At 67.8% G+C, this 22757-nt stretch carries 22 protein-coding genes and 1 pseudogene; 12 read left to right on the top strand and 11 right to left on the bottom strand.

Features of this window, described 5'->3' with window-relative positions:
* Positions 1-16 precede the first annotated feature (16 nt).
* Positions 17-346 carry a plasmid stabilization protein gene (locus AB0L60_RS21770; protein ID WP_364616756.1) on the bottom strand — a complete coding sequence of 110 codons (330 nt, stop codon included), beginning with the start codon at positions 344-346 and terminating at the stop codon, positions 17-19.
* Positions 347-604: 258 nt separating this feature from the next.
* Here AB0L60_RS21770 and AB0L60_RS21765 point away from each other — a divergent pair, with 258 nt between their 5' ends.
* From AB0L60_RS21765 to AB0L60_RS21755, 3 genes are all read left to right on the top strand, one after another.
* Positions 605-1009, top strand: coding sequence for an STAS domain-containing protein (locus AB0L60_RS21765; protein ID WP_364616754.1), 405 nt, complete (start codon positions 605-607; stop codon positions 1007-1009).
* Positions 1010-1162: 153 nt separating this feature from the next.
* Entirely contained in the window at positions 1163-1690 is a 528-nt protein-coding gene (locus tag AB0L60_RS21760) for an anti-sigma factor (protein WP_364616752.1), read from the top strand.
* 131 nt (positions 1691-1821) lie between these two features.
* Positions 1822-3687, top strand: coding sequence for a KUP/HAK/KT family potassium transporter (locus AB0L60_RS21755; protein ID WP_364617022.1), 1866 nt, complete (start codon positions 1822-1824; stop codon positions 3685-3687).
* A gap of 9 nt (positions 3688-3696) precedes the next feature.
* On the opposite strand, the gene AB0L60_RS21750 is transcribed toward AB0L60_RS21755, so the two are convergent.
* The 4 genes from AB0L60_RS21750 to AB0L60_RS21735 form a co-directional block, all read right to left on the bottom strand.
* Positions 3697-4446, bottom strand: coding sequence for a metallophosphoesterase (locus AB0L60_RS21750; protein ID WP_364616750.1), 750 nt, complete (start codon positions 4444-4446; stop codon positions 3697-3699).
* Positions 4447-4466: 20 nt separating this feature from the next.
* Complete coding sequence (locus tag AB0L60_RS21745; RefSeq protein ID WP_364616748.1) at positions 4467-4721, bottom strand: BON domain-containing protein; 255 nt, start codon at positions 4719-4721, stop codon at positions 4467-4469.
* Positions 4718-5275 carry a hypothetical protein gene (locus AB0L60_RS21740; protein ID WP_364616746.1) on the bottom strand — a complete coding sequence of 186 codons (558 nt, stop codon included), beginning with the start codon at positions 5273-5275 and terminating at the stop codon, positions 4718-4720. Before AB0L60_RS21740 ends, AB0L60_RS21745 begins: the two co-directional genes overlap by 4 nt.
* Before the next feature lie 293 nt (positions 5276-5568).
* Positions 5569-6696 carry a glutamate--cysteine ligase gene (locus tag AB0L60_RS21735; RefSeq protein WP_364616744.1) on the bottom strand — a complete coding sequence of 376 codons (1128 nt, stop codon included), beginning with the start codon at positions 6694-6696 and terminating at the stop codon, positions 5569-5571.
* A 170-nt stretch (positions 6697-6866) separates the two neighbouring features.
* On the opposite strand from AB0L60_RS21735, the gene AB0L60_RS21730 reads away from it, so the two are divergent.
* The 5 genes and pseudogenes from AB0L60_RS21730 to AB0L60_RS21710 all read left to right on the top strand — a co-directional run.
* A complete protein-coding gene (locus tag AB0L60_RS21730) occupies positions 6867-7121 on the top strand; it encodes a hypothetical protein (protein WP_364616742.1) in 255 nt (84 codons plus the stop codon).
* A gap of 73 nt (positions 7122-7194) precedes the next feature.
* Positions 7195-7611, top strand: coding sequence for a CBS domain-containing protein (locus AB0L60_RS21725; protein ID WP_364616740.1), 417 nt, complete (start codon positions 7195-7197; stop codon positions 7609-7611).
* 77 nt (positions 7612-7688) lie between these two features.
* A complete protein-coding gene (locus AB0L60_RS21720) occupies positions 7689-8336 on the top strand; it encodes a PAS and ANTAR domain-containing protein (RefSeq protein WP_364617020.1) in 648 nt (215 codons plus the stop codon).
* Between the two features lie 87 nt (positions 8337-8423).
* Entirely contained in the window at positions 8424-8957 is a 534-nt protein-coding gene (locus AB0L60_RS21715) for a hypothetical protein (protein ID WP_364616738.1), read from the top strand.
* Positions 8958-9001: 44 nt separating this feature from the next.
* Positions 9002-9339 (top strand): annotated as a pseudogene (locus AB0L60_RS21710) (sodium-independent anion transporter); the annotation flags it as partial.
* Between the two features lie 74 nt (positions 9340-9413).
* Here the strand turns inward: AB0L60_RS21710 and AB0L60_RS21705 are convergent.
* Complete coding sequence (locus AB0L60_RS21705; protein WP_354850610.1) at positions 9414-9569, bottom strand: hypothetical protein; 156 nt, start codon at positions 9567-9569, stop codon at positions 9414-9416.
* A gap of 144 nt (positions 9570-9713) precedes the next feature.
* Between AB0L60_RS21705 and AB0L60_RS21700 the strand changes: the two genes are divergently transcribed.
* Both AB0L60_RS21700 and AB0L60_RS21695 read left to right on the top strand, forming a co-directional pair.
* Complete coding sequence (locus AB0L60_RS21700) at positions 9714-10181, top strand: DUF6328 family protein (RefSeq protein ID WP_364616735.1); 468 nt, start codon at positions 9714-9716, stop codon at positions 10179-10181.
* Between the two features lie 97 nt (positions 10182-10278).
* Positions 10279-11049 (top strand): RNA polymerase sigma factor SigF, encoded by a 771-nt coding sequence (locus tag AB0L60_RS21695; protein WP_364616733.1) that lies wholly within the window; start codon positions 10279-10281, stop codon positions 11047-11049.
* A gap of 68 nt (positions 11050-11117) precedes the next feature.
* Here the strand turns inward: AB0L60_RS21695 and AB0L60_RS21690 are convergent, their stop codons facing one another.
* Genes AB0L60_RS21690 through AB0L60_RS21670 form a run of 5 tightly spaced genes read right to left on the bottom strand, consistent with a single transcriptional unit; the run spans position 11118 to position 19441 of the window.
* Entirely contained in the window at positions 11118-11549 is a 432-nt protein-coding gene (locus AB0L60_RS21690) for a hypothetical protein (RefSeq protein ID WP_364616731.1), read from the bottom strand.
* A gap of 14 nt (positions 11550-11563) precedes the next feature.
* Entirely contained in the window at positions 11564-12655 is a 1092-nt protein-coding gene (locus tag AB0L60_RS21685; RefSeq protein ID WP_364616729.1) for a DoxX family membrane protein, read from the bottom strand.
* Between the two features lie 47 nt (positions 12656-12702).
* A complete protein-coding gene (locus AB0L60_RS21680) occupies positions 12703-17169 on the bottom strand; it encodes a cation-translocating P-type ATPase (protein ID WP_364616727.1) in 4467 nt (1488 codons plus the stop codon).
* On the bottom strand, positions 17154-19142 hold the full coding sequence (locus tag AB0L60_RS21675) for an aconitate hydratase (protein WP_364616725.1): 1989 nt from the start codon (positions 19140-19142) through the stop codon (positions 17154-17156). Before AB0L60_RS21675 ends, AB0L60_RS21680 begins: the two co-directional genes overlap by 16 nt.
* 14 nt (positions 19143-19156) lie before the next feature.
* On the bottom strand, positions 19157-19441 hold the full coding sequence (locus tag AB0L60_RS21670) for a hypothetical protein (protein ID WP_364616723.1): 285 nt from the start codon (positions 19439-19441) through the stop codon (positions 19157-19159).
* A 140-nt stretch (positions 19442-19581) separates the two neighbouring features.
* Between AB0L60_RS21670 and AB0L60_RS21665 the strand changes: the two genes are divergently transcribed.
* Together AB0L60_RS21665 and AB0L60_RS21660 are read left to right on the top strand one after the other, a co-directional pair.
* Positions 19582-20355, top strand: a complete 774-nt coding sequence (locus AB0L60_RS21665; RefSeq protein ID WP_364616721.1) for a beta-phosphoglucomutase family hydrolase — start codon at positions 19582-19584, stop codon at positions 20353-20355.
* Positions 20352-22658 (top strand): glycosyl hydrolase family 65 protein, encoded by a 2307-nt coding sequence (locus tag AB0L60_RS21660; RefSeq protein WP_364616719.1) that lies wholly within the window; start codon positions 20352-20354, stop codon positions 22656-22658. The genes AB0L60_RS21665 and AB0L60_RS21660 overlap by 4 nt, the downstream gene beginning before the upstream one ends.
* Positions 22659-22757 lie beyond the last annotated feature (99 nt).

The following is a 22757-nucleotide window of genomic DNA, read 5'->3' as shown; positions in this document are numbered from 1 at the left end:
CGCCTCCTTCGATGGATCAATCGCGGCCGAGAGCGTGCGCGAGCTGAGCCTTGGACATGCCGGAGCGGCCCCTGATATTGCGCTGCCTGGCCTCGTTGTAGAGCTGGTCCCGGGTGAGGCCCTTGGGACCGCGGCGCCCTGAGCGCTGGCCTCCGCGCTGCTGCGGGGACTTGCCCTCGAGCGATGTGCGGCTCGCGGTCTCGGTCTTGCCGGCGCGGGCGCGGTTCTTGTTCACGGTACGAGCGCCGATCTCTTTGGCGCGCTTCGGGGATTCGCCGCGGTCCTCAGCGGAGTCGCGGATGTGCTCGTACTGACGTTCCTCTTTGCCGGTCCATTCCTTGGGCATGATTCCGCCTTTCGGTCAGAGGAGGGGTGCCATCGGCTTCTACTGTCCATCCGATGCCGCGATACCCGGACAGTGCGTGGTGAAACGGGCTGGGAGTAGCCAGCCCGGCGGTCAGGTGGCAGACTGAGTGCAGGTTGAGACTCCAGCCGATCCCGATCCCCCATGCCTTCTCACAGTTCGAGCGTGTCGTCGATACGATCCGCGCTCGCACGCTTTGCCGTCGAGGCGGATCGGCCACTCCCTGCTGGGAGGTAAGTCATGTCAACGGTGTCCCTCGCACACAGCCATGTTGCGAATGAGATGCCCGGCCGCCGCTCGCGCCGCACGCCCGATGGGAACGGGCGGCCGACCGCTGGGACCGGAGTCACCGATTGCCTCATCATCGCGGTCACGGGCGAACTCGACATGAACGGGTTGCCCGCGTTCCGGACCGCGCTGTCCGTCGCCGTCGATGCCGCGCCGCCCGCGGTGATCGTGGATCTGCGTCGTGCGCGATTTCTGAGCGTGCGCAATGCGCTCGTACTGCTCGATGCCGTTCAGCGTGCCACCCGGTGTGGTGTCGGCATTCTCGTACCGAACGCGCCGCGCGCCGTCGAACGAGTACTCGACGTGACCGGGGTCAGGACCCTGGTCCATCGTGAGCGGGACCTGTCGAGCAACTGATCGGCAGATCCGGCCCGGGCCTGCTCTCGACCGCGCACGAGCAAATACCCGATCGATGAAATCCGCCTGTTTCCCGACCGCTTCGCGGGGTACGCGATGAACGAAAACGGGGACCGATCGTAAAACGGGATTGATTCGATGGGGTGGTGACCGATGAGTGAATCGCCACAGGGTGACAGGATCGGGGACGGCCGAACGCCGAGCCCGGTATTCACCGACCGGCAGAACAACGGTAAGGCGCACCGGTTCACCGACTCCGCGGCACTGGAGTCGCCAGCTCTGACCGGTCGGGTGGCGCTACGCATCCCGGCCGACGCCGGGCAACTGGCGATGCTGCGCGCGCTCGCCGAAACCATCATGCTCACAGCCGATTTCACGATCGACGTGGTGACCGATGTGCGGGTCGCACTGGACGAGGTCGCGACGACGTTGATCGCGGCCGCCGTGCCGGACGCCTCGATCGAGTGTGAATTCCGGTTCGACGAAGAGCGGGTCCGGGTGCGGGTGGGCGCGGTGACCGGGAGCGATGCCGGATTGATCGAGCACAGTTTCGGCTGGCATTTCGTGGAAACACTGACCGATTCGATCGCGGTGAGCAGCGCGGAATTCGACGTGGTGCGGTGCGGATACCCGGTCGTCGTGGAGCTCACCCGGCTCCGTGGGGAAACTCTCCCGGGATAACAGGAGCAGGAATTCGTTCGGTGTCCCAGCGTCACGATTCGACGATCTCGGATGACGAAGGGTCAGCCGGGCAGTCCGGCGCGCCGGCCGACAACGGTCTCCGTGCGCGGGACGTCGTCCGTCCGGGTCTGGTGATCGGGGCGCTGGGGGTGGTGTTCGGGGACATCGGGACCAGCCCGATCTATACTCTGCGAACGGTGTTCGATCCGTCGGATCCGCACCCGGTCCCGGTGGACCCTGTCAATGTGTACGGCGTTGTGTCACTGGTGTTCTGGTCGGTGCTGATCATCGTGACGGTGACCTATGTGCTGCTGGCGATGCGGGCCGACAATGACGGCGAGGGCGGGATCATGGCGCTGATCACGCTGGTGCGGCGCTGGGCCGCGCGCGGCCGGCGCCCGGCGGCCGTCCTGGCGGCGCTCGGAATCTTCGGCGCGGCACTGTTCTTCGGCGACAGCATGATCACCCCGGCCATCTCGGTGCTGTCCGCGGTCGAGGGACTCGAGGTGGTGGAACCGCCGCTGGCGAAGGCCGTCGTGCCGATCACCGCGCTGATCATCGTGGTGCTGTTCGTGTTTCAGCATCGCGGGACGGCGTCGGTGGGCCGGTTGTTCGGCCCGGTGATGGTGGTGTGGTTCGTCGCGATCGGAGCGTGCGGCATCGGCGGGATCCGGCAGCAGCCGGGGATCCTGAAGGCGTTGTGGCCGAGCTATGCGCTCGGCTTCCTCGCCGGGCATTTCGCCATCGCCTTCTTCGCACTGGCCGCCATCGTGCTGGCGGTCACCGGGGCGGAGGCGCTGTACGCGGATCTGGGGCACTTCGGTCGCCGATCCATCACTACCGCTTGGCTTTTCCTGGTGCTGCCCGCCTGTCTGCTCAGCTACTTCGGGCAGGCCGCCCTGGTGCTCGGGACCCGCGGGCACGTCGCGAGCCCATTCTTCCTGCTGGTCCCGGGCTGGGGGCGGCTTCCGATGGTCGCGCTGGCCACCGCGGCGACGGTGATCGCTTCCCAGGCGGTGATCACGGGCGCCGACTCGGTGGCCTCGCAGGCCGCCCGGATCGGGTATCTGCCGCGGCTGCGCATCGCACACACCTCGGAGTCGACGCCCGGGCAGATCTACGTGCCGTGGATCAATTGGCTGCTGCTGGTCTCGGTGCTCACACTGGTTTTCGCCTTCCGCAGTTCGACCGCGCTGGCCTTCGCGTTCGGCATGGCGGTGACCTGCACGATCACCATCACGACCCTGCTGCTCGGTTACCTCGCGTACGCGAGATGGCGGCTGCCGCTGTGGCTCGTCGTCATGGTCTGGGCGCCGCTGCTCGCGGTGGACCTGCTGTTCGTCGCGGCCAATCTCACCAAGCTGGTGCACGGGGCCTGGCTGCCCCTGTTGATCGGACTGGCCGCGTTCACGGTCATGACGACCTGGCAGCGCGGACGCGAGGTGGTCGCCGACGAGCGGGACCGGATGGAAGGCTCGCTGCGTGAGTTCGTCGACGAGCTGTGGCACGACAGGTCGCGGTTGACGATCATCGACCGCACGGCGGTATTCCTCAACCGCAGCAAGGAAACCGTGCCGCTGGCCCTGCGCGCCAATGTCGAGCACAACGGTGTCCGCCATCGCCAGACCGTCATCGTGTCGGTCGACACCGAGCCGGTGCCGCGGGTTTCACCGGAGGACCGTGTGGGGATCGATCACCTCGGCTACCGCGACGACGGCATCGTCCACGTGACCGTGCGGGTCGGCTATATGGAACACCCCGATGTCCCGGCGGCGCTGGCCGGGCTGGATCCGGACGAGACAGAAGGCGAACTCGACCTCGACCGAGCGTCCTACTTCCTGTCCGAGATCGAGTTGCGCGCCGCGGCCAAACCCATCATGTCCCGATGGCGCACAAGGCTTTTCATTGCGATCAGCTATATCTCGGCTGACGTCGCCGACTACTTCCGGCTGCCCCGCCACCGCACGGTGGTCCTGGGCGAGCGGATCGAGGTATGACGCCGCGGATCAGCTGGATGCGCGGGAACGGGTGGCGGGCACGGGCGGGGCCGGATGCAGCTCGTAGACCGCGTACGCGGTGCCCAGCACGGGCTGGGCCACATTGCGGACCGGTATCCCGCCGGGCGTCTCGCCGTGCTCGGTGCCCGCGTGGGCGTGGCCGTGCAGCGCGAGGTCGGCGCCGGCCGTGTCCATGGCCTCACCGAGCAGGTAGGAACCGAGGAAGGGATAGATCTCGCGAGGCTCGCCGGCGAGGGTGGCCTCGATGGGCGAGTAGTGGGTCAGGGCGATACGGATATCGGTGTCGAGCGCACTCAGCGCCGTGTGCAGTGCGTTGGCGAGATCAACGGTGTGCGAGGCGAATTCCCGCATCAGGGGTTCGCCGAAGACGCTCGCGCACCGGCCCGCGAAGCCCCCGCCGAAGCCTTTCGTACCGGCGATCCCGAGCACTGTCCCGTCGATGCTGAAAGCGACGCCCGTGCCCTCGAGCACCACGATTCCGGCATCCGCGAGGACGGCGGCGACCTCCTCCGCCGCATCCCCGTGATAGTCGTGGTTGCCGAGTACCGCAGCGACCGGGATGCCGAGGCCGGAGAACTCGCGCGCGGCGACCTGGGCCTCCGCCACGGTGCCGCATTTCGTCAGATCCCCGGCGAGGAGCAGGACATCCGCGTGCCGGTGCAGGTCCTCGAGCGCGGGACGGTACAGGCCCTGGGAATCGGTGCCCACGTGTACATCGCCAACGGCAGCTATCCGCATGTGCCACTGTCCTTTCCCGGTCACGTCCCGAGCGTTTCGCTGGTCCCGGGAGTCCTCGGCGGGGTCACGCGGACCTCGTTGCGGATTCGGGATTCGGGAAGTTGTTCGCGTACAACGAGTTCCACCTGCCGCCGGCGCTCCTCGGTGGTCACCGCGCCGGTCAGCACCACGACGCCGGCCTGGAGCCGCACCTGGACGCCGAGTTCGGAGGTCCGGGGATCCTCGGCCAGCGCGCGATGCACGTGCGCCGTGTCGTACTGCGGGAAGTCGCTCATGACGGCACTCCGATCACCTCGAGGTCGGCCAGTAGGCCGAGGAATGCGCGGGCGTAGGGCGAGTGCCGGGTCTGTGCGCGCACCTCGGTCCAATCGACCTGCTCACGCAGGTCCCGGGCGATCCGGAGCAGCGGTGCCAGATCCAGCCGGTGCGCGTCGAACACCAGCATCTTGTCGATCATCAGATCGGTTCCGCTGATGACCGGCGTCACCACGGACCCCACGCGCATGACCTCGGCGCGATCCAGCATCTCGTCGGTGACCTCGCGATCGCTGGGGCGGTAGATCAGGTCGATCAGGACATCCCCGTCGTATGCCTTGGTGAGCCAGTCTTCCGGGGCGTCGGCGATGCGCAAACCGCCCGCGACCAGGGCGCTGCGGGCCCGGGAGACATCGGCGGGCTTGATGAACAGGTCTACATCGTGTTCGGATGCCGGTCCGCCGCGGGCGTACACCGCGCACCCGCCGGCCACCGCGAACCGGATATCGGTCTGCGCGAGCGTGTTCACCGCCCTGGTCAGCGTCTGCAGTAGTTTGTCGACGGAGGTCGCCATAGTGGCGCGGTACCCACTGCGGCCTCGATCAATCAATCACCGCGGGCGTGCCCGCACCCCGCGCGGTCGGTCGGGCCGAAGCCGTTGCACTGTTCGCCGTATACGGTCAGCACGCCGATCACCCTCCGTCGCGCCACGCGGTGAGCGGCGAGCTCGTCGACCGCCGTCTGCACGTGCAGAGCAGGAACGCTCAGCCGCCGCGTCTCGCGGAATCCACACCGAAATCCCCTGCCTGCAACCGAACCGGCCCGGAGACTTCGTGGTGATAGCGACCCACGGCGATCGGATCCTTCTCAGGTAGGCAGGTTGACGGGGTGCCGGTGGCAGCCCTCCAGGGTGGCATACGCCAACTCGGTGATGACATCGCCGACGTCTCGGCGCATCCGGAAGGCTCCGAGTTGGCGCCGCGCGCCATTGCCGCGGGCTAGAACGGTCCGGAGGGTGCTGGTGACGAAATCGCGGTCCCCCAACTCCTCGAGTGCCGGCCCGACGTGATCGACGAGTGCGGCGAGTAGCGCGCGAACCGGCATGACACTGCCGTTCATCGGGTAGACACCGTTGCCGTCGATGCCTGTACGAGCGGCCTTCCAGTACGCCGCGCGCAGCAATTCATGCTGGACCGGGGGTGCGATGATCCCTTGCTCCAATGCATTTCGCGCGGTCATTACCGTGGCTCGTACCAGGGTGGCGAGCAGGGCGGTCTCCTCGACCGTGGCGGGGATGTCGCTGACGCGGATCTCGACGGTCGGATAGTTCAAGGACGGACGGACGTCCCAATACACCATCGTCTCGTCGAGAATGGATCCGCTCGAAATCATCATGGCGACCAGGGCGTCGTAATCCTCGGTCGACGTGAAATAGGGTGGAGGTCCAGCGCTGGGCCAGCGTTGCCACAGGATGTTTCGCCAGCTGGCGAACCCGCTGTCGACGCTGCGGTAGATCGCGGAATTCGCGGTCAGCGCCAGGAACAGCGGCAACCAGGGGCGCACGAAATTGCTGACCTGGAGGGCTGTCTCTCGATCCGGAACCGCGACGTGGACATGGCAGCCGCAGAGCCCCTGCTCGTGGGCGAGCAGGCCGAAATGTTGCTCGATGCGCCGGTAGCGGGGTGTGTCGGTGAACGGGAACTGGTGCGGGACGGTCGGCGGAATGGCCACCGCGAGCAGGCGAGCGCCGTTCTGCTCGGCGCAGGATGTCACACCCAGACGCAACTTGCGTAATTCCTGAATCAACTCAGCGGTGCTGGAGTGCACGCGGGTATTGGTCTCCACCTGGCATCGGGTGAGTTCCAGCTTCAGGTCGATCCCGCTCTCGGCGGCGGTTCGTGCCACGTCCGCGTTGTTCGCGGCGGGCGCACCCGTCACAGGGTCCGCAAGCAGGAATTCTTCCTCAACGCCGACGGTCGACTGTGCCGCGTCCATTGCCATGAGGTTACTCGCGAGTCCCGTGCCGCTTGTCCGGAACACCATGGAACGACCCTGTTAGGCCGGTACTCGGCGGGGTATCCGGTCGTCGAGAGAGAAGGAAATATCGCGACTGCCCGAATCTGGAACCGACGCCGGCAGTGGGTGGTCGAACAAGGAGATGCGAAGTGAGAACATACGCAAACGACCGCTGGCTGGGCCGACGCACGAGCGCGGGCAGCCTCATCGTGGTGCTGGTGCTTTTATGGCTGGTCATCGGTGCCGTCGCCGCGGGTCAACGGCACTATTACGACAGCGCGCCATCCAACTGCGCAAGCGCCGGAACAATCGCGGTGACCATCATCGCGGGCCCGCTGAACTACTTCGGCGTGAACCCGAAAATCGCGAATTGCCATGTCAATGTGCCGCAGCCCAGTCAATGAGCAACCCCGTCAGGCCGTGTGGCGGCGAATTGACGCTCGCCGGACCTGATCCGCGGAAATCGAGGAGACAGCGATGACTACCGCGCGCGAAATGATGACGCCGCACTGCCGCTGTGTCCGGTCGACCGACACGGTGGTCGACGCCGCACGCATGATGGCGGAGCTGTGCGTCGGGGCCCTGCCGATCGTCGGCGAGGACTCTCGGTTGCACGGCATCCTGACTGATCGGGATATCACTGTGAACGTGGTGGCGCAGCGCGAGAATCCGCTCGAGGTGAAGGTGGGGGAATTGGTCGATGGCCCGCTGGTGGTGGCCGAGGCCGACGACGACGTGTCCACCGTCATGCAGCTGATGGCTCGGCACCAGGTGCGACGGCTCCCGGTGGTCGAAAATGACCACCTGGTCGGCATCATTGCCCAGGCCGACATCGCGCGAACACTCAGCCACCGGGATTCCGGTGAAGTCGTGGAAGCGATCTCCCAAGAATGACCGGGTGGGCGGATAATCGCGGTGTGGCAGAGGGAGGCGATATCTCACCCGAGGGCACCCGGGCGTTCGAATCGGTGATGGGTGTGGAAGCCCCGTGTCTCGTCGGTGGCTTCCGCTTCTGGTTCGATGATCAGCGGTGGGAGTGGTCCGCCGAGGTGGCGAAGATGCACGGCTATCCACCTGGAAGCGTCCAGCCGACCACGGAACTGCTTCTCGCACACAAGCATTCGGAGGATCGGGAACAGGTGGCCGGCACCATTGCCCGTTCGGTCGAGAACGCGGAGCCATTCTGCAGTCGCCACCGCATCATCGACACCGCCGGGGAAGTGCACGACGTCCTGGTTGTCGGTGATCAAATGCTCGACGGAACAGGCCGGGTGGTCGGAACCGCCGGGTATTACATGGACATGACCGACACGCTCGCCGAGCACAGCCAGGAGACTCTCGACCACCGGCTGCCGGAGTTGTACGCCGCGCGCGCGGTGGTCGAGCAGGCCAAGGGCGCGCTCATGGTCGTCTACGGCATCAGCGCGGACCAGGCGTTTCGCATTCTGATCTGGCGGTCTCAGGAAACCAACATCAAATTGCGTGTGCTCGCGACCCAGCTGGTCGCGGATTTGCCTTCGATCGCCGATTCGAGTGCCCGGCTCCGGACGAGGTTCGACCATCTGCTGCTGACGGTCCACGAACGTGTTCGATCCACGCCGTTCGTCGAAGGCTATTGATTCCACGGTGTTTTCCGCCTCGCAGAACGGGTACGCGAGTAGTGAACAGCCGTGATCGGAAGCGGCACCGGTGAATGGTGGACGCAAATGTACTCACCTCGGAACGAGGGCGGAAACGGCGGTCGGGTGCCGGACGCCGTGGCCGCCAGGATGATCGCGGACACCGATACCGAACGATTCGTACCGTACTTCGAGTCGGCGCGGAAATCCGATCCGGGAACAGTGAGATTGCACGTTCCCGCCGAGGTGTCATACCTGTGGCTGCTGCGCAGGGTGACCGAAAACATCATGTTGACAGCGGATTTCACCCTCGATGTGATGACCGATGTCGGCGTCGCCCTCGACGAAGTCGCGAGCGAGCTGATGGTCGCCGCTGTGCACGGCACGGTGATCGAGTGCGAATTCCGCTATGACGCCCGGAGAATCCGAATTCGGGTGACCAGCGTGTGCGAGACCGGCAGCCCACTGGAGGAGGACGGATTCGCCCGGAAGGCACTCGGAATACTGACCGATTCGATACAGGCTACGACGTTGGCGTTCAATGTGGCGCTCGCCGGATACCCCGTAGTCGTGCGGTTCAGTCGATCACGGAATACTGGTGACAGCCGGTTCGGTGAGTAGCAATGCAGCGGGGGGTGGCCGGGGGCTATGGCCGTTACGACGCGTACGACGCGCCCCTGTCTTCGCCAATGCCGAGGACTTCCGGCGCCGCGCACTGGCTGCAGCCGATGGCTCCGACGGTTCGGCAGCGATTCGCTGGTCCGTCCTCAATGCGGAGGCCAATGTCGAAGTAGATCTCACCGCGCTGGATGCACTCGAACTGCAAGAGGAACTGTGCTCTCGTGGAATCGTTTTCGCGATTGCCTGGGTGAAGCAGGACCTGCGCGACGTGCTGGCTGCCGCCGGGTTGATCGACCGGATCGGAACGAACCGCCTCTACCCGACGCTGCCGACGGCGGTGGACGCCTATCGCCGCGAGAAGCCGGGACCGTCGACGGGGTGAACCGGGTGGCGAGATCGTTGTGGAGCGGTATCCCCTGACCTGCAATCGAATCGGTCAGGGGGTCGCGCGTTGCATCACCAATAGTGGGAGCGTCCGCCGATCGGGCGGCCGGCCATGCCGAGCAGCCAGGCCGCTGCGCCGACGAGCATCAGAATGACGCCGATGGTCGTGAGGATCGAGAGGCCGAAAACAATTCCCACGATCAGCAGAATAAGGCCCAGAATGATCATGATTATTCCTTTGTCGGGCGAGTGATACATCCAGGCTGTTCCCGGCGCACGGGCACTCAAACTCGGGTTACCGAAGTTTTGCTGAGCGGCGAAATATCTGCTGCCGCAGCGCTTGATCGCGGTGGGCGCGGGTAATCGGGTCCAATGAGAGGCGGCCGGAATGAAACCGCTACCGAGCAGCTGGATCGGAACTGGAACAGTCTGATGCAGGAGTTGCGCGTGGTGCAGACGGGCGTGCAGTTGCTGACCGGATTCCTGCTGACGATCCCGTTCCAGAATCGGTTCGGAACGCTGTCCGAGCCGCTGCGGGTGCTGTATCTGGTGATCGTCTCCGCTTCGATCGGTGCCACCATCTGCCTGGTGGCGCCGGTCGCCGCGCATCGGATGCTGTTCCGGCGACATCGGATCGAGAATGTCGTGAATGCCGCTCACCGTTACGCCATCGTGGGGTTGGGACTGTTCGGTATCGCACTCACCGGGGTGGCCGCGCTCATTTTCGACACCGTCGGTGGGACCTGGGCGGGGATTGTGGCAGGAATCGTATTCGGCTCGCTGTTCACAGCGATATGGGTGATGCATCCCTGGCATCAGCACCGTGGCAAAAGCACCTGACCTGGTAATTTGCCGCCAATTGCGGAGAAGGCGTTCAATGGAGCGTGGACTGGGTACCCCTTCTTCATGCAGTTCAGCCGAATACGGGGTGATTCCGATGACGGGTGACAGCTACGACGATATCGAGCCGTTGCTCAAACAACTGGCTGTCGCCGTCGAAACCGATGCTCCCGAGCGAAGCGCCTTGCGAGAGGAAGCGATAGATCGCTGCCTGCCGCTGGCCGATCACATCGCACGCAAGTTTTCCGGTCGTGGCGAAGCATTCGAAGACCTGCTCCAGGTCGCACGGCTCGGGCTGATCCAATCCATCGACCGTTTCGATGTGTATCGTGGCTCCCGCTTCCTGTCCTTCGCGGTCCCGACCATCATGGGTGAGGTCCGCCGCTACTTCCGTGACAGCACCTGGGCCGTGCGGGTGCCGCGGCGAATCAAGGAGACCCAGGTGCGGCTGGGCACCGCCATCGAGACCTTGGCGCAGCGCCTGGGCCGGATGCCGAAGGCCCGCGAACTGGCCGCCGAGCTGGAGGTCGATCCGGAAGAGCTGACCCAGGCGCTGCTGGCGTCCAACGCCTACCAGAGCGCCTCACTGGAAGCGGCCTGCCCGGATGACGGGGAGAACACTCCGCTGGCGATGCTGGACGCGCTGGGGGACGAAGAGACCGGCTACGAACACGTGGATCAGCTGCTCGCGGTCCGTCCGCTCATCGCCGAGCTGCCGGATCGGGAACGCCGGGTCCTGGTGATGCGATTCTTCGAGTCGATGACCCAGAACCAGATAGCCGTACGCCTCGGCGTCTCGCAGATGCAGGTGTCGCGCATTCTGGCCAAGACCCTCGGGCAGCTGCGCGCCGATTCCCTCGCGAATTGAGCTGGTGACCGATCTCGCCGGGGCGGTGACCGATCGCGCCGGGGCGGCGCGCGTCGCCCCGGCGGATGTCAGAAGCCGACCAATCCCGAAGCCAGGTCCGGGAATTGGATCGCCTGCACGGCCGCGTCGTGGACGTCCGGGCAGGTGGCCGTGGTGGTTTGGTCGATGACGGAGCGATTGCGCATCACCGCGAAATTCACGCCGTTGTTGCGCAACGCCCAATCCTGAACGGTGGCATTGAATTTCAGTCGTGCCTCGGTAGGGCCGTCGGTGCGCCACTTGTCGACCTCGGACCGGATCATGTCGCACAGCTGCTGCGCGGCGTCCGCGGTGATGGTGGGCCCGCCGGACGATTGCCCGGAGGGCTGCGGCGCACCTGTTCCGGGAACGCCCGGTGCGGTGCTGTTCGCGCAGCCGGCGGCGACGGCGACCGCCGTCGCCGCCGCGCACAGCCACAAACCCGTTCGGGCCGTTCGGGATATGACGTACTGAGACGTCATGGTGTGGGCTCCCGTCATCGTGTCCGGCCGGCGGCGTCGCGAGCCGCGTCCGCCGCCCGCTCGCCGCGTTCGCGCGCGGCCCGCACGAGCCGCCCGCCGCGCTCGCGCGCGGTGGAGGCCAGTTGTGCACCCTGCTCCCGCGCTGTTCCGGCGAGCTGTGCCCCGTGCTCCCGCACGGAATCCGAGAGCGGCCCGCGGTGTTCCCGTGCGCTCTCGGCGAGGTGGCCGCCATGCTCGCGGGCCGCATCGAGGAGTTGGCCGCCGCGATCGGAGGCGGTCCTGCCCCACTGGGCGCCGACGTCACGGGTGGTCTCCGCGAGCTGTTCGCCGCGGTGCTGTGCGGCCTCGGCGAGGCGTTCGCCGCGATCGCGTACCGCCGCAACGAGTTCGGGGCCATGCTCGCGGGCGGACTCGGCGAGGCGTTCGCCCCGATCACGCACTGTCGCAACGAGTTCGGGGCCATGCTCGCGGGCGGACTCGGCGAGGCGTTCGCCCCGATCACGCACTGTCGCAACGAGTTCGGGACCATGCTCGCGGGCGGACTCGGCGAGGCGTTCGCCCTGCTCGCGTAGCGTCGCGGCCAGTTCCGGTCCGTGTTCCTTCGCGGCATCGGCGAGCTGGGCGACGCGATCATGGGCCGGGCCGGATTCCGTGTGGAGCTTGTCGAGAGCGCGACGGCCGCGCCAGCCGAGTGAGGGCTTGCCCTGCCGATCGGTGGAGGCGATGAGCAGGCCGCCCAGCAGGCTCACATCCTTCAGCAGCGCAGTGCGTTTCGCCGCGCGCCGCTCCGGGTCCTCCTCGGTCCAGTATCCCGGTTCGGACAGCGCCGCGGGGACCACGGTCGCGGCGAGCACCGCGGTGGACAGCCGCGGCAGCTTCCCGAGCGCCAGCAGCACACCGCCGCCGATGCGGACCGCCGCATTGATCCGGACCACGCGCCCCGGATCGTCGGGCAGATACTTCGCCAGCTGTGGCGGGAGCTTCTGTTCGCCCTTCTGCACCGCGGAGGTCGCGGTCTTGACCCGCGGATCCGGATTGGTGAGGGTGTCGATTCCGTCGACGACGAAGACGGTCGCCAGCATGGGGTGAGCAATTCGCCGCAGCATGGTGGACTCCTTTCCGGAAGAGTTGCCTTACGTGGGCTTGACGTTCCTTACGTGGGCCTGACGTTGTCGCTGTTCCCGGCATGCCCGCCGTCAAACGCGCCGATCGCGGTCGCGATACCGGCCGCGCCGCCGGCGATCGCCCAGCCCACCGGGCCGAGCGGTCGGCAGCCGAAGTAGGTGCAGATGCCCGGCGTCATGACGACGGTGACCAGGACGGCGCCGCTGGCAGCGGTGGTGAACCACACCAGCGGGCTGTGCCGGGCGGCCAGCAGGGTCTGGCCCAGCTGCGTGCCGATCAGGGCGACGAGCCCGATGGTGCTCGCCCGGCGGGCGGTCCCGGTGTATCGGCCGACCAGCCAGGCCCCGGTGGCGCCCGCGGTCGTGGTGGCGCCCCGGGACAGGATGGCGTGCAGCAGTTCGGCGCCCAGATCGGCGGGCGGCCGAGCGGCCAGGCGCGCGCCCAGTTCCTCGGCGCGGCTGGAGCTTTCGGCGTTCTCCTCGGCCGCCGGGTCGGGCGACACCGCGACGGCCATGGCCGGGAACATGTCGGTGAGCAGGTTGACGAGCAGGAACTGCCGGGTCCCCAGCGGCGCGCGCCCGGCCACCGCGGTCCCCAGCACGGTGAACGCGACCTCACCGGCATTGCCGCCGACCAGCACACCCACCGCGTCGCTGACCCGCCGCCACATGCTGCGCCCCTCGGTCAGCGCCTCGAGCAGCACCAGCGGGTCCGGATCGGTGAGCACCAGATCGGCGGCGTTGCGTGCGGCCGTGGAACCCCGTGCGGCCAAACCGATTCCGATATCGGCGGTGCGGATGGCGGCGGCATCGTTGCCGCCGTCGCCGGCCATCGCCACCACGTGACCGCTCTGCTGCAGCGCGGAGACGATACGGACCTTGTGCTGCGGGCTCACCCGGGCGAAAACCGTGCTGTGTTCGATGAGTTCGGACTGACCCGATTCATCGAGTTCGTCCAGTTCCGCGCCGGTGGTCACGGTGGTGGCTTCGATACCCAGTTCGCGGGCCACGGCGGCCGCGGTGACCGGATGGTCACCGGTGATGATGCGGGCGCCGATCCGGTTGTGCCGCAGGGCGGTGATCAGCGGCTGTGCCTGCGGGCGCGGGGTGTCGGCCAGGCCCAGGAAGCCGATCAGTGTGAGCTTCTCGACGGCGCCCTCGATATCGTCCGGCGTCGACTGCAGCTCGCGGCGTGCCACGACCAGCACGCGCAGACCCCGGTCCGCGAGATCGTGCACCAGGTGGTCGGCCCGTTCGCGCTCGGTGTCGGAAAATGGTGTGCTGGAACTCTTTTCGGAGTTCTGCCGCACCCGGGCGCAGCGGTCGAGTACCACTTCGGGCGCGCCCTTCACCACCAGGCGCAGCCGCTGCGGGTTGTGGCCGAGAGTGGCGGCGAAGCCCCGATTCGACTCGAAAGGCAATTCCTCCACCGTTTCCCAGCCCTCGTCGGCGGGCACGTCGGCGGCCGCGTCCAGGACGGCGCGGTCGGTGGAGTGCACGATCGGGCCGTCGGGATCCGGGCAGGCGTGGGCGGCGTCGCGCAGCAGCTGCCGGGCGGCGGGATCGGCATCTCCGGGCTCCCATTCTCGATCGAGGGAGGCGAGGGCGGTGAGCCGCAGCCTGCCCTCGGTCAGGGTGCCGGTCTTGTCGAAGCACATGGTGTCGACCCGGCCCAGCGCCTCGACGGTCCGGCTGGCGCGCACCAGAATTCCGCTTCGCGACAGCCGCCGGGCCGCTGCCGACTGCGCCACCGTGGCGACCAGCGGGAGCCCCTCCGGGACGGCGGCGGTCGCGACCGCCACGCCCTCGCCCAGCGCGTCACGCAGCGGCCGGCCGCGCAGCCAGCCCAGGATGGTGACGGCCGAGCCGCCGGCCAAGGTGGTGGGCAACGCCCGATCGGTGAGGCGGCGCAGCTGCGCCTGGACGCCGCTCCGGCGCGGTGGAATCGCCGCCGCGGCAGCACGTTCGGACTCGGTGTCGGCGCCGACGGCCACCACGATCGCCGCCGCGATGCCGTTGACGACGGTGCTGCCCTGGAACAGCATGCAGTACCGGTCACTCAGGGCGGCTCCGGGCGTCGCGGCCACTCGTTTCTCCACGGTCACCGATTCGCCGGTCAGTGCGGACTCGTCGATCTCGAGGTCGTCGCAGCACAGCAGCCGGGCGTCCGCGGGCACCACATCGCCGGTGCGCACCAGCACGATATCGCCGACGTGCAGGTCCTGGACCGGGATACGCTGTCCGGCAAGGTCTTCCAGATCGTCCGGGTTCCGCTCCAGCGCGTCCCGCCGTTCGATTCGGCAGGCGTGCAGTTCCTCGCCGTGCAGGAGATCGCGCAATGCGGCTTCGGCGCGCAGGCGCTGCACCGTCGACACCACGGCATTGACGGTCATCACCGAGGACACCAGCAGCGCGTCGGCCGGCGCACCCAGGATCGCGGAAGCCGCGGCGCCGACGCCCAGGATCGGCGTCAGCGGGTCGGCCACCTCCGCACGCAGCTGCCCGGCGAACCGGCCGAACGGTGCGACGGCCGCGGTCGCCCGGTCGAGGATCGGTGCGAGCGGATGCGGCCGGGAGATTTCGGTGTCCGGCTCCGGTTCGGGCAGTCGGGTCAGCACCTCGTGCGCTTCGAGCGCATGCCAGGGCAACAGGGGTGCGTCGGCGGCGTCGAGGTCGGAATCGGTTGCCCGCCAACCGCTCACACCGCCGGTGAGCAGGCCGGTGGCCTGAGCGGCCGTGACCGGGAGCTGCTCGTTGTGGCGTTGCGGCGCGGCCGCGACCAGCAGGGCGCCCAGCGACGCCGCGGACAGGGCCAGGGCGCGGCCCCGGGCACTCGCATTGCGCGCGGGTGCGATCGACGCCACGACACCCAATACCTGCGCCAGGTCGGTGCACAGGGCGTCGGCTGCCCACGGGGACTGCCGCCCGCCGGCCGGGTCGTAACGCACCACGCCGATTGCCGCATCGGCTGCCGCGAGCGCGCGATCCGCTGACGCGGAGACCACCGCGACGCCATGGCCGTGCTCCTGCAACCGGCGCACCAGGTCGTGCAGGGATTGTGTGTGGTGAACGAATTCGTCTGTGGAGGAGCGCAATTCGGCGGTGTCCGGTGTCCCGGCGAGAATCACTCGCAACCCGGCGTCACGAGCCGCCAGCAGGATCGCCTGGGCATGCGGATGCAGTTCATGTCCGACGAGGACGCGCCCGATCTGCCGGGAACCATCGTGGACCTCGAACCAGGTCAGTCCACCCGGTCCCGGCTGCTCCCTCTCGACGAAGCGTAGCGGCCCATCGGCGCCCGAATCATCGCTTGCGGCCGGGGAATCCGCATCGTCGGCGATCCAGAGCCGCTCCTGCGCGCCGCTCCAGATCCGCCGCAGCTCACGCTCGTCCGCCGCTTCGGCGTCGAGGACCAGGCGATGGGAGCCGAGCAGGACCTCACCGTCGATGACAATGGCACTGAGCCGGTCCAACCGCCGCCACACTCCGGGATCGACGGTCACCACCCCGGCGAGCGAAAGGCGGATGGCGACGGCCGCCGCGAACGATTCCCGGCTGGTGCGTGCGGCTTTCGGCGCGGCGAGCCCCAGCGTCGGTGCGACGTCGGCGGCGCCGCGGCCGAACAGGGCGGTGGCGGCGGCGAGCGCCGATCCGGTGGCGACCTCGTCCGCGCACTGCTCGACCGGTCCCGGCGGTAGCTCGACGGGGCGGGGTCCGAGTCGCGGCGGCTCTCTGGGCCCGGTGAGGCGCCGGGAGTGATCCCCGTCCAGCTCCCACTGCCGCCACCGAGCGTGCCGAGCCCCCGCCTCGGCCAGGACCAGCGCTCGCTGCCCGGCGTCCACGAGCAGGCTGCCCACACCCTCACCGGCCGCCTGTCCGAGTGCATTGGCGGTCGTCACCAGCAGGTCGGTGCGTGCGAGTCCGAGGCGCTGTTCCAGCACGGCCCGCAGCCGCGGCTGCGTATCGAACATGGCGGCGGCGGCCTGGAAGAACTGCACGGGAGCCCGCCGGGGAGTCAGCGCGCCGGCGACCGCGAGACCGAGGGCCAGGGTGTCGCCGGCCAGCGAAATGGCCGCCGACAGTGCGGGTTCCAGGTCTCCGGGATGCGGGATGGTGGGATCCCAGGGCCGGTCGGCGACCCCGAAGTCACTCTCGATCTCCGCCACCGCCGCCACCAGATCGGCGATGTCGGCATCGGTGGTGACGATGACCTGCCCGGTGATCGCATTGGTCCGCACCTGCTGGATGCCGGGAAACGCGCGCAAGGTGTCGCGCAGCGCCGCGGCCAGTTTCGGGCCGCGCTCGGAACCGAGACCGTGCACTTCCACGAACACCCGATCACCCACACGTGCCAGCCGGCGGTCGCGGTGCAGGCTGGGATCGAGCAGCGTTCCGAGATCGTGGCGCACTTGTGCGCCGACCTCGGCCGCGGTTCCCAGACCATGGGCGAGCCCCCGGGCCGTACCGGTGGTAAGGCCGATCAGGCGGGACAGCACGGAACGCCTCCCTTCCGCGTCGGTTCTGCACGTTGCGCCAGGCGGGGTATCAGGCCGCCGGCCAGGATGTCCTGTACCTGTCGTGGCGAAAGACGATGCCGGACGGTGAAAGTCGTTTCCTTGCTCATGTTGAGCACCTGCAATGTCGTCCGGTGCGCGATCTCGCCCGGATCGTCGATGCGCAGGAAGTCGTCACGGTCGATGCCGTCGTAGTCGGCGGGATCGGCGAATTCGAGTGCCAGGACACCGAAGTTGGCCAGGTTCTGCCAGTGGATGCGAGCGAAGGATTTGGCGATGACCGCTCGCAGCCCCAGGTAGCGAGGGGTGATCGCGGCGTGCTCGCGAGAGGAGCCCTGACCGTAGTTCTCGCCGCCGACGATCAGATGGCCGGATTCGGAAACCCGTTGTGCCCGTTCCGGATATGTCTCGTCGATCTGGGTGAAGGTGAACATCGCCAGCTTGGGGATGTTGGATCGGAAGGGCAGGGCCCGTGCCCCAGCGGGGGAGATCTCGTCCGTCGAGATATTGTCGCCGACCTTCAGCAGCACCGGCGCCTCGATCCGGTCGGGCAGCGGGGCCAGGGGCGGCAGGCTGGAGATATTGGGCCCTTTCACCGGCCGCACCTGCCGGGCCTGTTCCGGATCCAGTGGGGCGACCAGCATCATGGTGTTGATCGCGGCGCGGGCGGGCAGGTCGAGCTTCGGATAGTCCATGCGCACGGTGCGCGCCCACTCCCGCGGATCGGTGATCACGCCGGTGAGCGCCGACGCCGCGGCGGTTTCCGGCGAGCACAGCCAGACCGAGTCCTCCTTGGTGCCCGAGCGGCCGGGGAAGTTGCGCGGCATGGTGCGCAGTGAGTTGCGACCCACGGCCGGTGCCTGGCCCATGCCGATGCAGCCCAGGCATCCGGCCTGATGGATGCGGGCCCCGGCGGCCACCAGGTCGGTGACGGCCCCCATCGCGGTCAGATCGATGAGGATCTCCCGCGAGGTGGGGTTCACGTCGAAACTGACCTGTGGCACGGTCTGCCGCCCGGCCACCATGGCCGCCACGATCGCGAAATCGCGCAGGCCGGGATTGGCGCTGGAGCCGATCACCGCCTGCGCGATAACGGTGCCCGCGACCTCGCGTACCGGCACCACGTTGCCGGGCGAGGACGGCTTCGCGATGAGTGGCTCGAGGGTGGACAGGTCGATCGAGTCCTCGACGTCGTAACCGGCGTCGGCATCCGCGGCCAGCTCGACCCAATCGTGCTCGCGTCCTTCCTCGCGGAGGAAGGCCTGCACGGCCGCGTCGCTCGGGAATACCGTTGTGGTGGCCCCGAGTTCGGCGCCCATGTTCGCGATCACGTGGCGATCCATCGCCGACAGAGTCGACAGGCCCGGGCCGTGATACTCGATGATGCGGTTGATACCGCCGCTCACGCCGTGGCGGCGCAGCATCTCGAGAATGACATCCTTGGCCGAACACCACTGCGGCAGTTCGCCTTCCAGCCGGACACCCCACACCTCGGGCATCCTCAGGTGCAGCGGCCGGCCCGAAATCGCGAGCGCCACTTCCAATCCGCCCACTCCGATGGCCAGCATGCCCAGCGCACCGGCCGCCGGAGTGTGCGAATCCGAACCCGCGAGAGTCTTGCCCGGTATACCGAACCGCTGCATGTGCGTCGGGTGCGATACACCATTGCCCGCCTTGGAGAACCACAGGCCGAAGTGCTGGGCGGCCGTGCGGAGATACTCGTGGTCCTCGGCGTTCTTCTCATCGGTCTGCAGCAGATTGTGGTCGACGTATTGAACGCTGACCTCGGTGCGCGCCCGCTCGAGGTTCAAGGCCTCGAGTTCCTGCATCACCAAGGTGCCGGTGGCGTCCTGGGTCAGCGTCTGGTCGATCCTGATCGCGATCTCCGCACCCGGCGTCATCGCACCGGACACCAGGTGCGACTCGATCAGTTTCCGAGCCAGGTTCGCCGACATGGTCGCGGACGGGTCTAGGAGGTGGCGGCCTGCGGTCCGACCACGAAGGTGGCATTGCCCTTCGCGTCGAGGCCGGCGTCGAGAATCTTGTCGTCGAAGAATTCGGCGGCCTTGCGGTCCATGAAGACGCGGGCGCCCTCGGCGGTCAGCACCTCGTCGTCCTGCGACGGCTCGGCGGCGACGGCCAGGTGGAAGCTCTGGGCGTCATCGGGGGTGGAGATCCGCAGACCGGCGTCCTGCGGGGCGCCGTCTCCGGAAGTGATGTCGCGGACTGCCTCGACGGCAGTGGGGGTGAGCATCAGCATAGTTTTTGCCTTCCGCTGTCGTGAGCGCCGGCCGGAGTGCCGGCAGTCGGTCGAGTAACCGGGGGAATCACCGCGAAACATCTCGCGCCGGGGGAATCGTGTTTGTTCGGGGTTGCCGCGGGTACGGCACCGATATGGACCACGACGACCGGGGCACCGGGACCCGCCGCCTGGGGCTGCCGCGTGCGATCAGCGCGGTGTTGTTCGACATGGACGGCGTGCTGACCGACTCCGCCGGAGTGCACGAGCAGGCGTGGAAGAGCGCTTTCGACGACGTTCTGCACCAGCGCTGCGGCGCTGGATTCCAGCCCTTCTCGGAGCAGGACTACGAACTGTACGTCGATGGGAGACCTCGGTTGGACGGGGTGCGTGAATTCCTGAAGTCGCGGGACATCGAGCTGCCCGAGGGCTCCGACGAAGACGGTCCCGACGCGCAGACCGTGCATGGCATCGGTGAAAAGAAGAACGAACTCGTGCACACGCTGATCGAACGAGAAGGCGTGCACGCCTTCCCCGGGTCGGTGGACTATCTTACCGCTGTGCAGCAGGCCGGTCTGCGGATCGGCATCGTATCCTCGTCGGCGAACGCCGCGGCGGTGCTGGCCGCCACCGGCCTGGATCGCTACGCCGAGATCCGCATCGACGGGAACACGTTCGAGGAGCGTGGGCTGCCCGGCAAGCCGGCCCCCGATGGGTTCCTGGCGGGCGCGGGCGCCCTGGGCGTCGATCCCCGGGCCACGGCGGTGTTCGAGGACGCGGTCGCCGGGGTGGAGGCCGGCCGTGCGGGCGCGTTCGGATTCGTCGTCGGCGTCGATCGCACCGGCGATCCGGACCATACCGATCAGCTGTGCCGGGCCGGAGCCGACGTCGTCGTCCACGACCTGGCCGACTTGCGGGAATCCTCATGAGCGATGCGAGATTCGAGGTAGCGCCCTGGGAATTGCGTTGGTGCGGGCTCGATCTCGATGCGCTGCAGCGCACCGAATCGATCTTCGCGCTGTCCAACGGGCACATCGGCCTGCGCGGCACCCTCGACGAGGGGGAACCGGTCGGCAAACCGGGCACCTACCTCAACGGCTTCTATGAATCCCGGAAGATGCCGTACGCCGAAGCCGGATACGGCTATCCGGCGGAGGGCCAGACGGTCGTCAATGTGACCGACGGGAAGATCATCCGATTGCTCGTCGAGGACGAGCCGATGGATCTGCGCTACGGCAATGCGGTCGAGCACGACCGCGTCTTGGATTTCCGGTCCGGCACCCTGCGCCGCTCCACCGTGTGGACCTCGCCGACCGGCCGCCGCGTGCGGATTCGTTCGGAACGCCTGGTGTCGTTCACCGAGCGGGCGCTGGCGGCGATCCGCTACGAGGTCGAGCCGCTCGATGGTGATCTCGAGGTGGTCGTGCAGTCGGATCTGCTCGCCAATGAACCGGATCCGGCGAAACCGGACGATCCCCGCCTGGCCGCGGCGCTCGATCACCCGCTCGTGGGGGAGTGCGCCGTGGCGCGCGACCTCTCCGCGGTGCTGGTCCATCACACCCGGCGGTCGCAGCTGCGCATGGCGGCCGCGATGGACCACGAGTTCGATGTCGCGGTGGCCACCCGCTGCGATGTGCACGCCGAGGACGATCTCGCCCGGATGACGATCGCTGCGGGCGTGCCCGCGGGGGATCGCCTGTGCCTCACCAAGTTTCTGGCTTACGGGTGGTCGGCGCGGCGCTCGGCGTCCGCGCTGCGGGCCCAGGTGGAAGCCGCGCTCGCGGCCGGGCTGGAGATCGGCTGGCAGCAGTTGCTCGACCGTCAGCGCGCCTATCTCGACGACTTCTGGGCGCAGGCCGACATCGAATTGGACGGCAGCCCCGAACTGCAGCAGGCGGTGCGATTCGCGCTGTTCCATGTGCTGCAGGCGGGCGCGCGCGGCGAGGCGCGGGCGATTCCCGCGAAGGGCCTCACCGGTCCCGGATACGACGGCCACGCATTCTGGGATACCGAAACCTATGTGCTGCCGGTGCTCACGTACACCATGCCGATGGCGGCGGGTGACGCGCTGCGCTGGCGGCACTCGACCCTCGGGCAGGCGCGGCAGCGGGCCCGGGAGTTGGGGCAGGCCGGGGCGATGTTCCCCTGGCGGTCGATCAACGGTGCGGAGGCGTCCGGGTACTGGCCGACCGCTACCGCGGCCGTCCACGTGAATGCCGATATCGCCGACGCGACCGCCCGCTACCTCGTCGCGACCGGCGACGAGCAGTTCGAGACCGAGTGCGGTGTCGAGCTGCTGGTCGAGACGGCGCGGTTGTGGGTGAGCCTGGGTCACGCGGACTCGGCCGGGGACTTCCGCATCGACGGCGTGACCGGTCCCGACGAATACTCCGCCCTGGCCGACAACAACATCTACACCAATCTGATGGCGGCGCGGAACCTGCGCGAGGCCGCCGAATCCTGTACGCGGCGGCCCGATCTGGCCGAACGACTCGGTGTGGAGCCCGCGGAACTCACCCGCTGGCGTCACTGTGCCGACTCCATGTATCTGCCCTACAACGACGAACTCGGGGTACACGAGCAGTCCGAAGGGTTCACCCGGTACGCCCCATGGGATTTCGCCGCCACCCCGCCGGAGAACTATCCACTGCTGCTGCACTACCCGTATTTCGATCTGTATCGCCAGCAGGTGGTCAAACAGGCCGACCTCGTATTGGCAATGCACCTGTGCCCCAACGCCTTCAGTCGCGATCAGAAGATCCGCAACTTCGAGTACTACGACCCGCTGACCGTCCGCGATTCCTCACTGTCGGCGTGCACCCAAGCCGTCCTCGCCGCCGAGATCGGTCACCTCGCGCTCGCCTACGACTATTTCCGTGAGGCCGCGTTCACCGATCTGCACGACCTGCACCACGACGTCGCCGCAGGCGTCCACATCGCCTCGGTCGCAGGTACCTGGATCACCTGCGTCGGCGGCTTCGGCGGCATGCGCGACCACGACGGCGACCTCGCCTTCGCCCCGTGCCTCCCGGAGCAGCTGAATCGGCTGTGCTTCCGAATCCTGTGGCACGGCAGCCGGATATCCGTCCACATCACCGCCGGGTCGACCACCTATCGACTCGAATCCGGCGACAGCGTCACCCTCACCCACCACGGCCGGCGCATCACCCTGACCGACAGCCCGGTAGACCTGCCCAACCCGACGGCACCCGCGGGCGCAGCTGCGGAATAGGTTCCGATGGCCCGGGTTCCGGACGCGGCTCCGGCGGCGCCGGAATCGGTGGTCCGGGTGGGGGGAAGGGCACGGGCGGCGCGGGTTCCGGTATGGGCT

Source organism: Nocardia sp. NPDC051981 (assembly GCF_040680715.1).
GTDB lineage: Bacteria > Actinomycetota > Actinomycetes > Mycobacteriales > Mycobacteriaceae > Nocardia.
Note: the sequence above shows the minus strand (reverse complement) of the source record. Positions and strands in the feature narration are given on the sequence as shown.

Excerpts from the sequence above, each read along its gene's own strand:
- AB0L60_RS21770 (WP_364616756.1), bottom strand. The coding sequence starts at position 346 with ATGCCCAAGGAATGGACCGGCAAAGAGGAACGTCAGTACGAGCACATC.
- AB0L60_RS21765 (WP_364616754.1), top strand. The coding sequence starts at position 605 with ATGTCAACGGTGTCCCTCGCACACAGCCATGTTGCGAATGAGATGCCC.
- AB0L60_RS21760 (WP_364616752.1), top strand. The coding sequence starts at position 1,163 with ATGAGTGAATCGCCACAGGGTGACAGGATCGGGGACGGCCGAACGCCG.
- AB0L60_RS21750 (WP_364616750.1), bottom strand. The coding sequence starts at position 4,446 with ATGCGGATAGCTGCCGTTGGCGATGTACACGTGGGCACCGATTCCCAG.
- AB0L60_RS21745 (WP_364616748.1), bottom strand. The coding sequence starts at position 4,721 with ATGAGCGACTTCCCGCAGTACGACACGGCGCACGTGCATCGCGCGCTG.
- AB0L60_RS21740 (WP_364616746.1), bottom strand. The coding sequence starts at position 5,275 with ATGGCGACCTCCGTCGACAAACTACTGCAGACGCTGACCAGGGCGGTG.
- AB0L60_RS21735 (WP_364616744.1), bottom strand. The coding sequence starts at position 6,696 with ATGGACGCGGCACAGTCGACCGTCGGCGTTGAGGAAGAATTCCTGCTT.
- AB0L60_RS21725 (WP_364616740.1), top strand. The coding sequence starts at position 7,195 with ATGACTACCGCGCGCGAAATGATGACGCCGCACTGCCGCTGTGTCCGG.
- AB0L60_RS21720 (WP_364617020.1), top strand. The coding sequence starts at position 7,689 with ATGGGTGTGGAAGCCCCGTGTCTCGTCGGTGGCTTCCGCTTCTGGTTC.
- AB0L60_RS21715 (WP_364616738.1), top strand. The coding sequence starts at position 8,424 with ATGTACTCACCTCGGAACGAGGGCGGAAACGGCGGTCGGGTGCCGGAC.
- AB0L60_RS21705 (WP_354850610.1), bottom strand. The coding sequence starts at position 9,569 with ATGATCATTCTGGGCCTTATTCTGCTGATCGTGGGAATTGTTTTCGGC.
- AB0L60_RS21700 (WP_364616735.1), top strand. The coding sequence starts at position 9,714 with ATGAGAGGCGGCCGGAATGAAACCGCTACCGAGCAGCTGGATCGGAAC.
- AB0L60_RS21695 (WP_364616733.1), top strand. The coding sequence starts at position 10,279 with ATGACGGGTGACAGCTACGACGATATCGAGCCGTTGCTCAAACAACTG.
- AB0L60_RS21690 (WP_364616731.1), bottom strand. The coding sequence starts at position 11,549 with ATGACGTCTCAGTACGTCATATCCCGAACGGCCCGAACGGGTTTGTGG.
- AB0L60_RS21685 (WP_364616729.1), bottom strand. The coding sequence starts at position 12,655 with ATGCTGCGGCGAATTGCTCACCCCATGCTGGCGACCGTCTTCGTCGTC.
- AB0L60_RS21675 (WP_364616725.1), bottom strand. The coding sequence starts at position 19,142 with ATGTCGGCGAACCTGGCTCGGAAACTGATCGAGTCGCACCTGGTGTCC.
- AB0L60_RS21670 (WP_364616723.1), bottom strand. The coding sequence starts at position 19,441 with ATGCTCACCCCCACTGCCGTCGAGGCAGTCCGCGACATCACTTCCGGA.
- AB0L60_RS21665 (WP_364616721.1), top strand. The coding sequence starts at position 19,582 with ATGGACCACGACGACCGGGGCACCGGGACCCGCCGCCTGGGGCTGCCG.
- AB0L60_RS21660 (WP_364616719.1), top strand. The coding sequence starts at position 20,352 with ATGAGCGATGCGAGATTCGAGGTAGCGCCCTGGGAATTGCGTTGGTGC.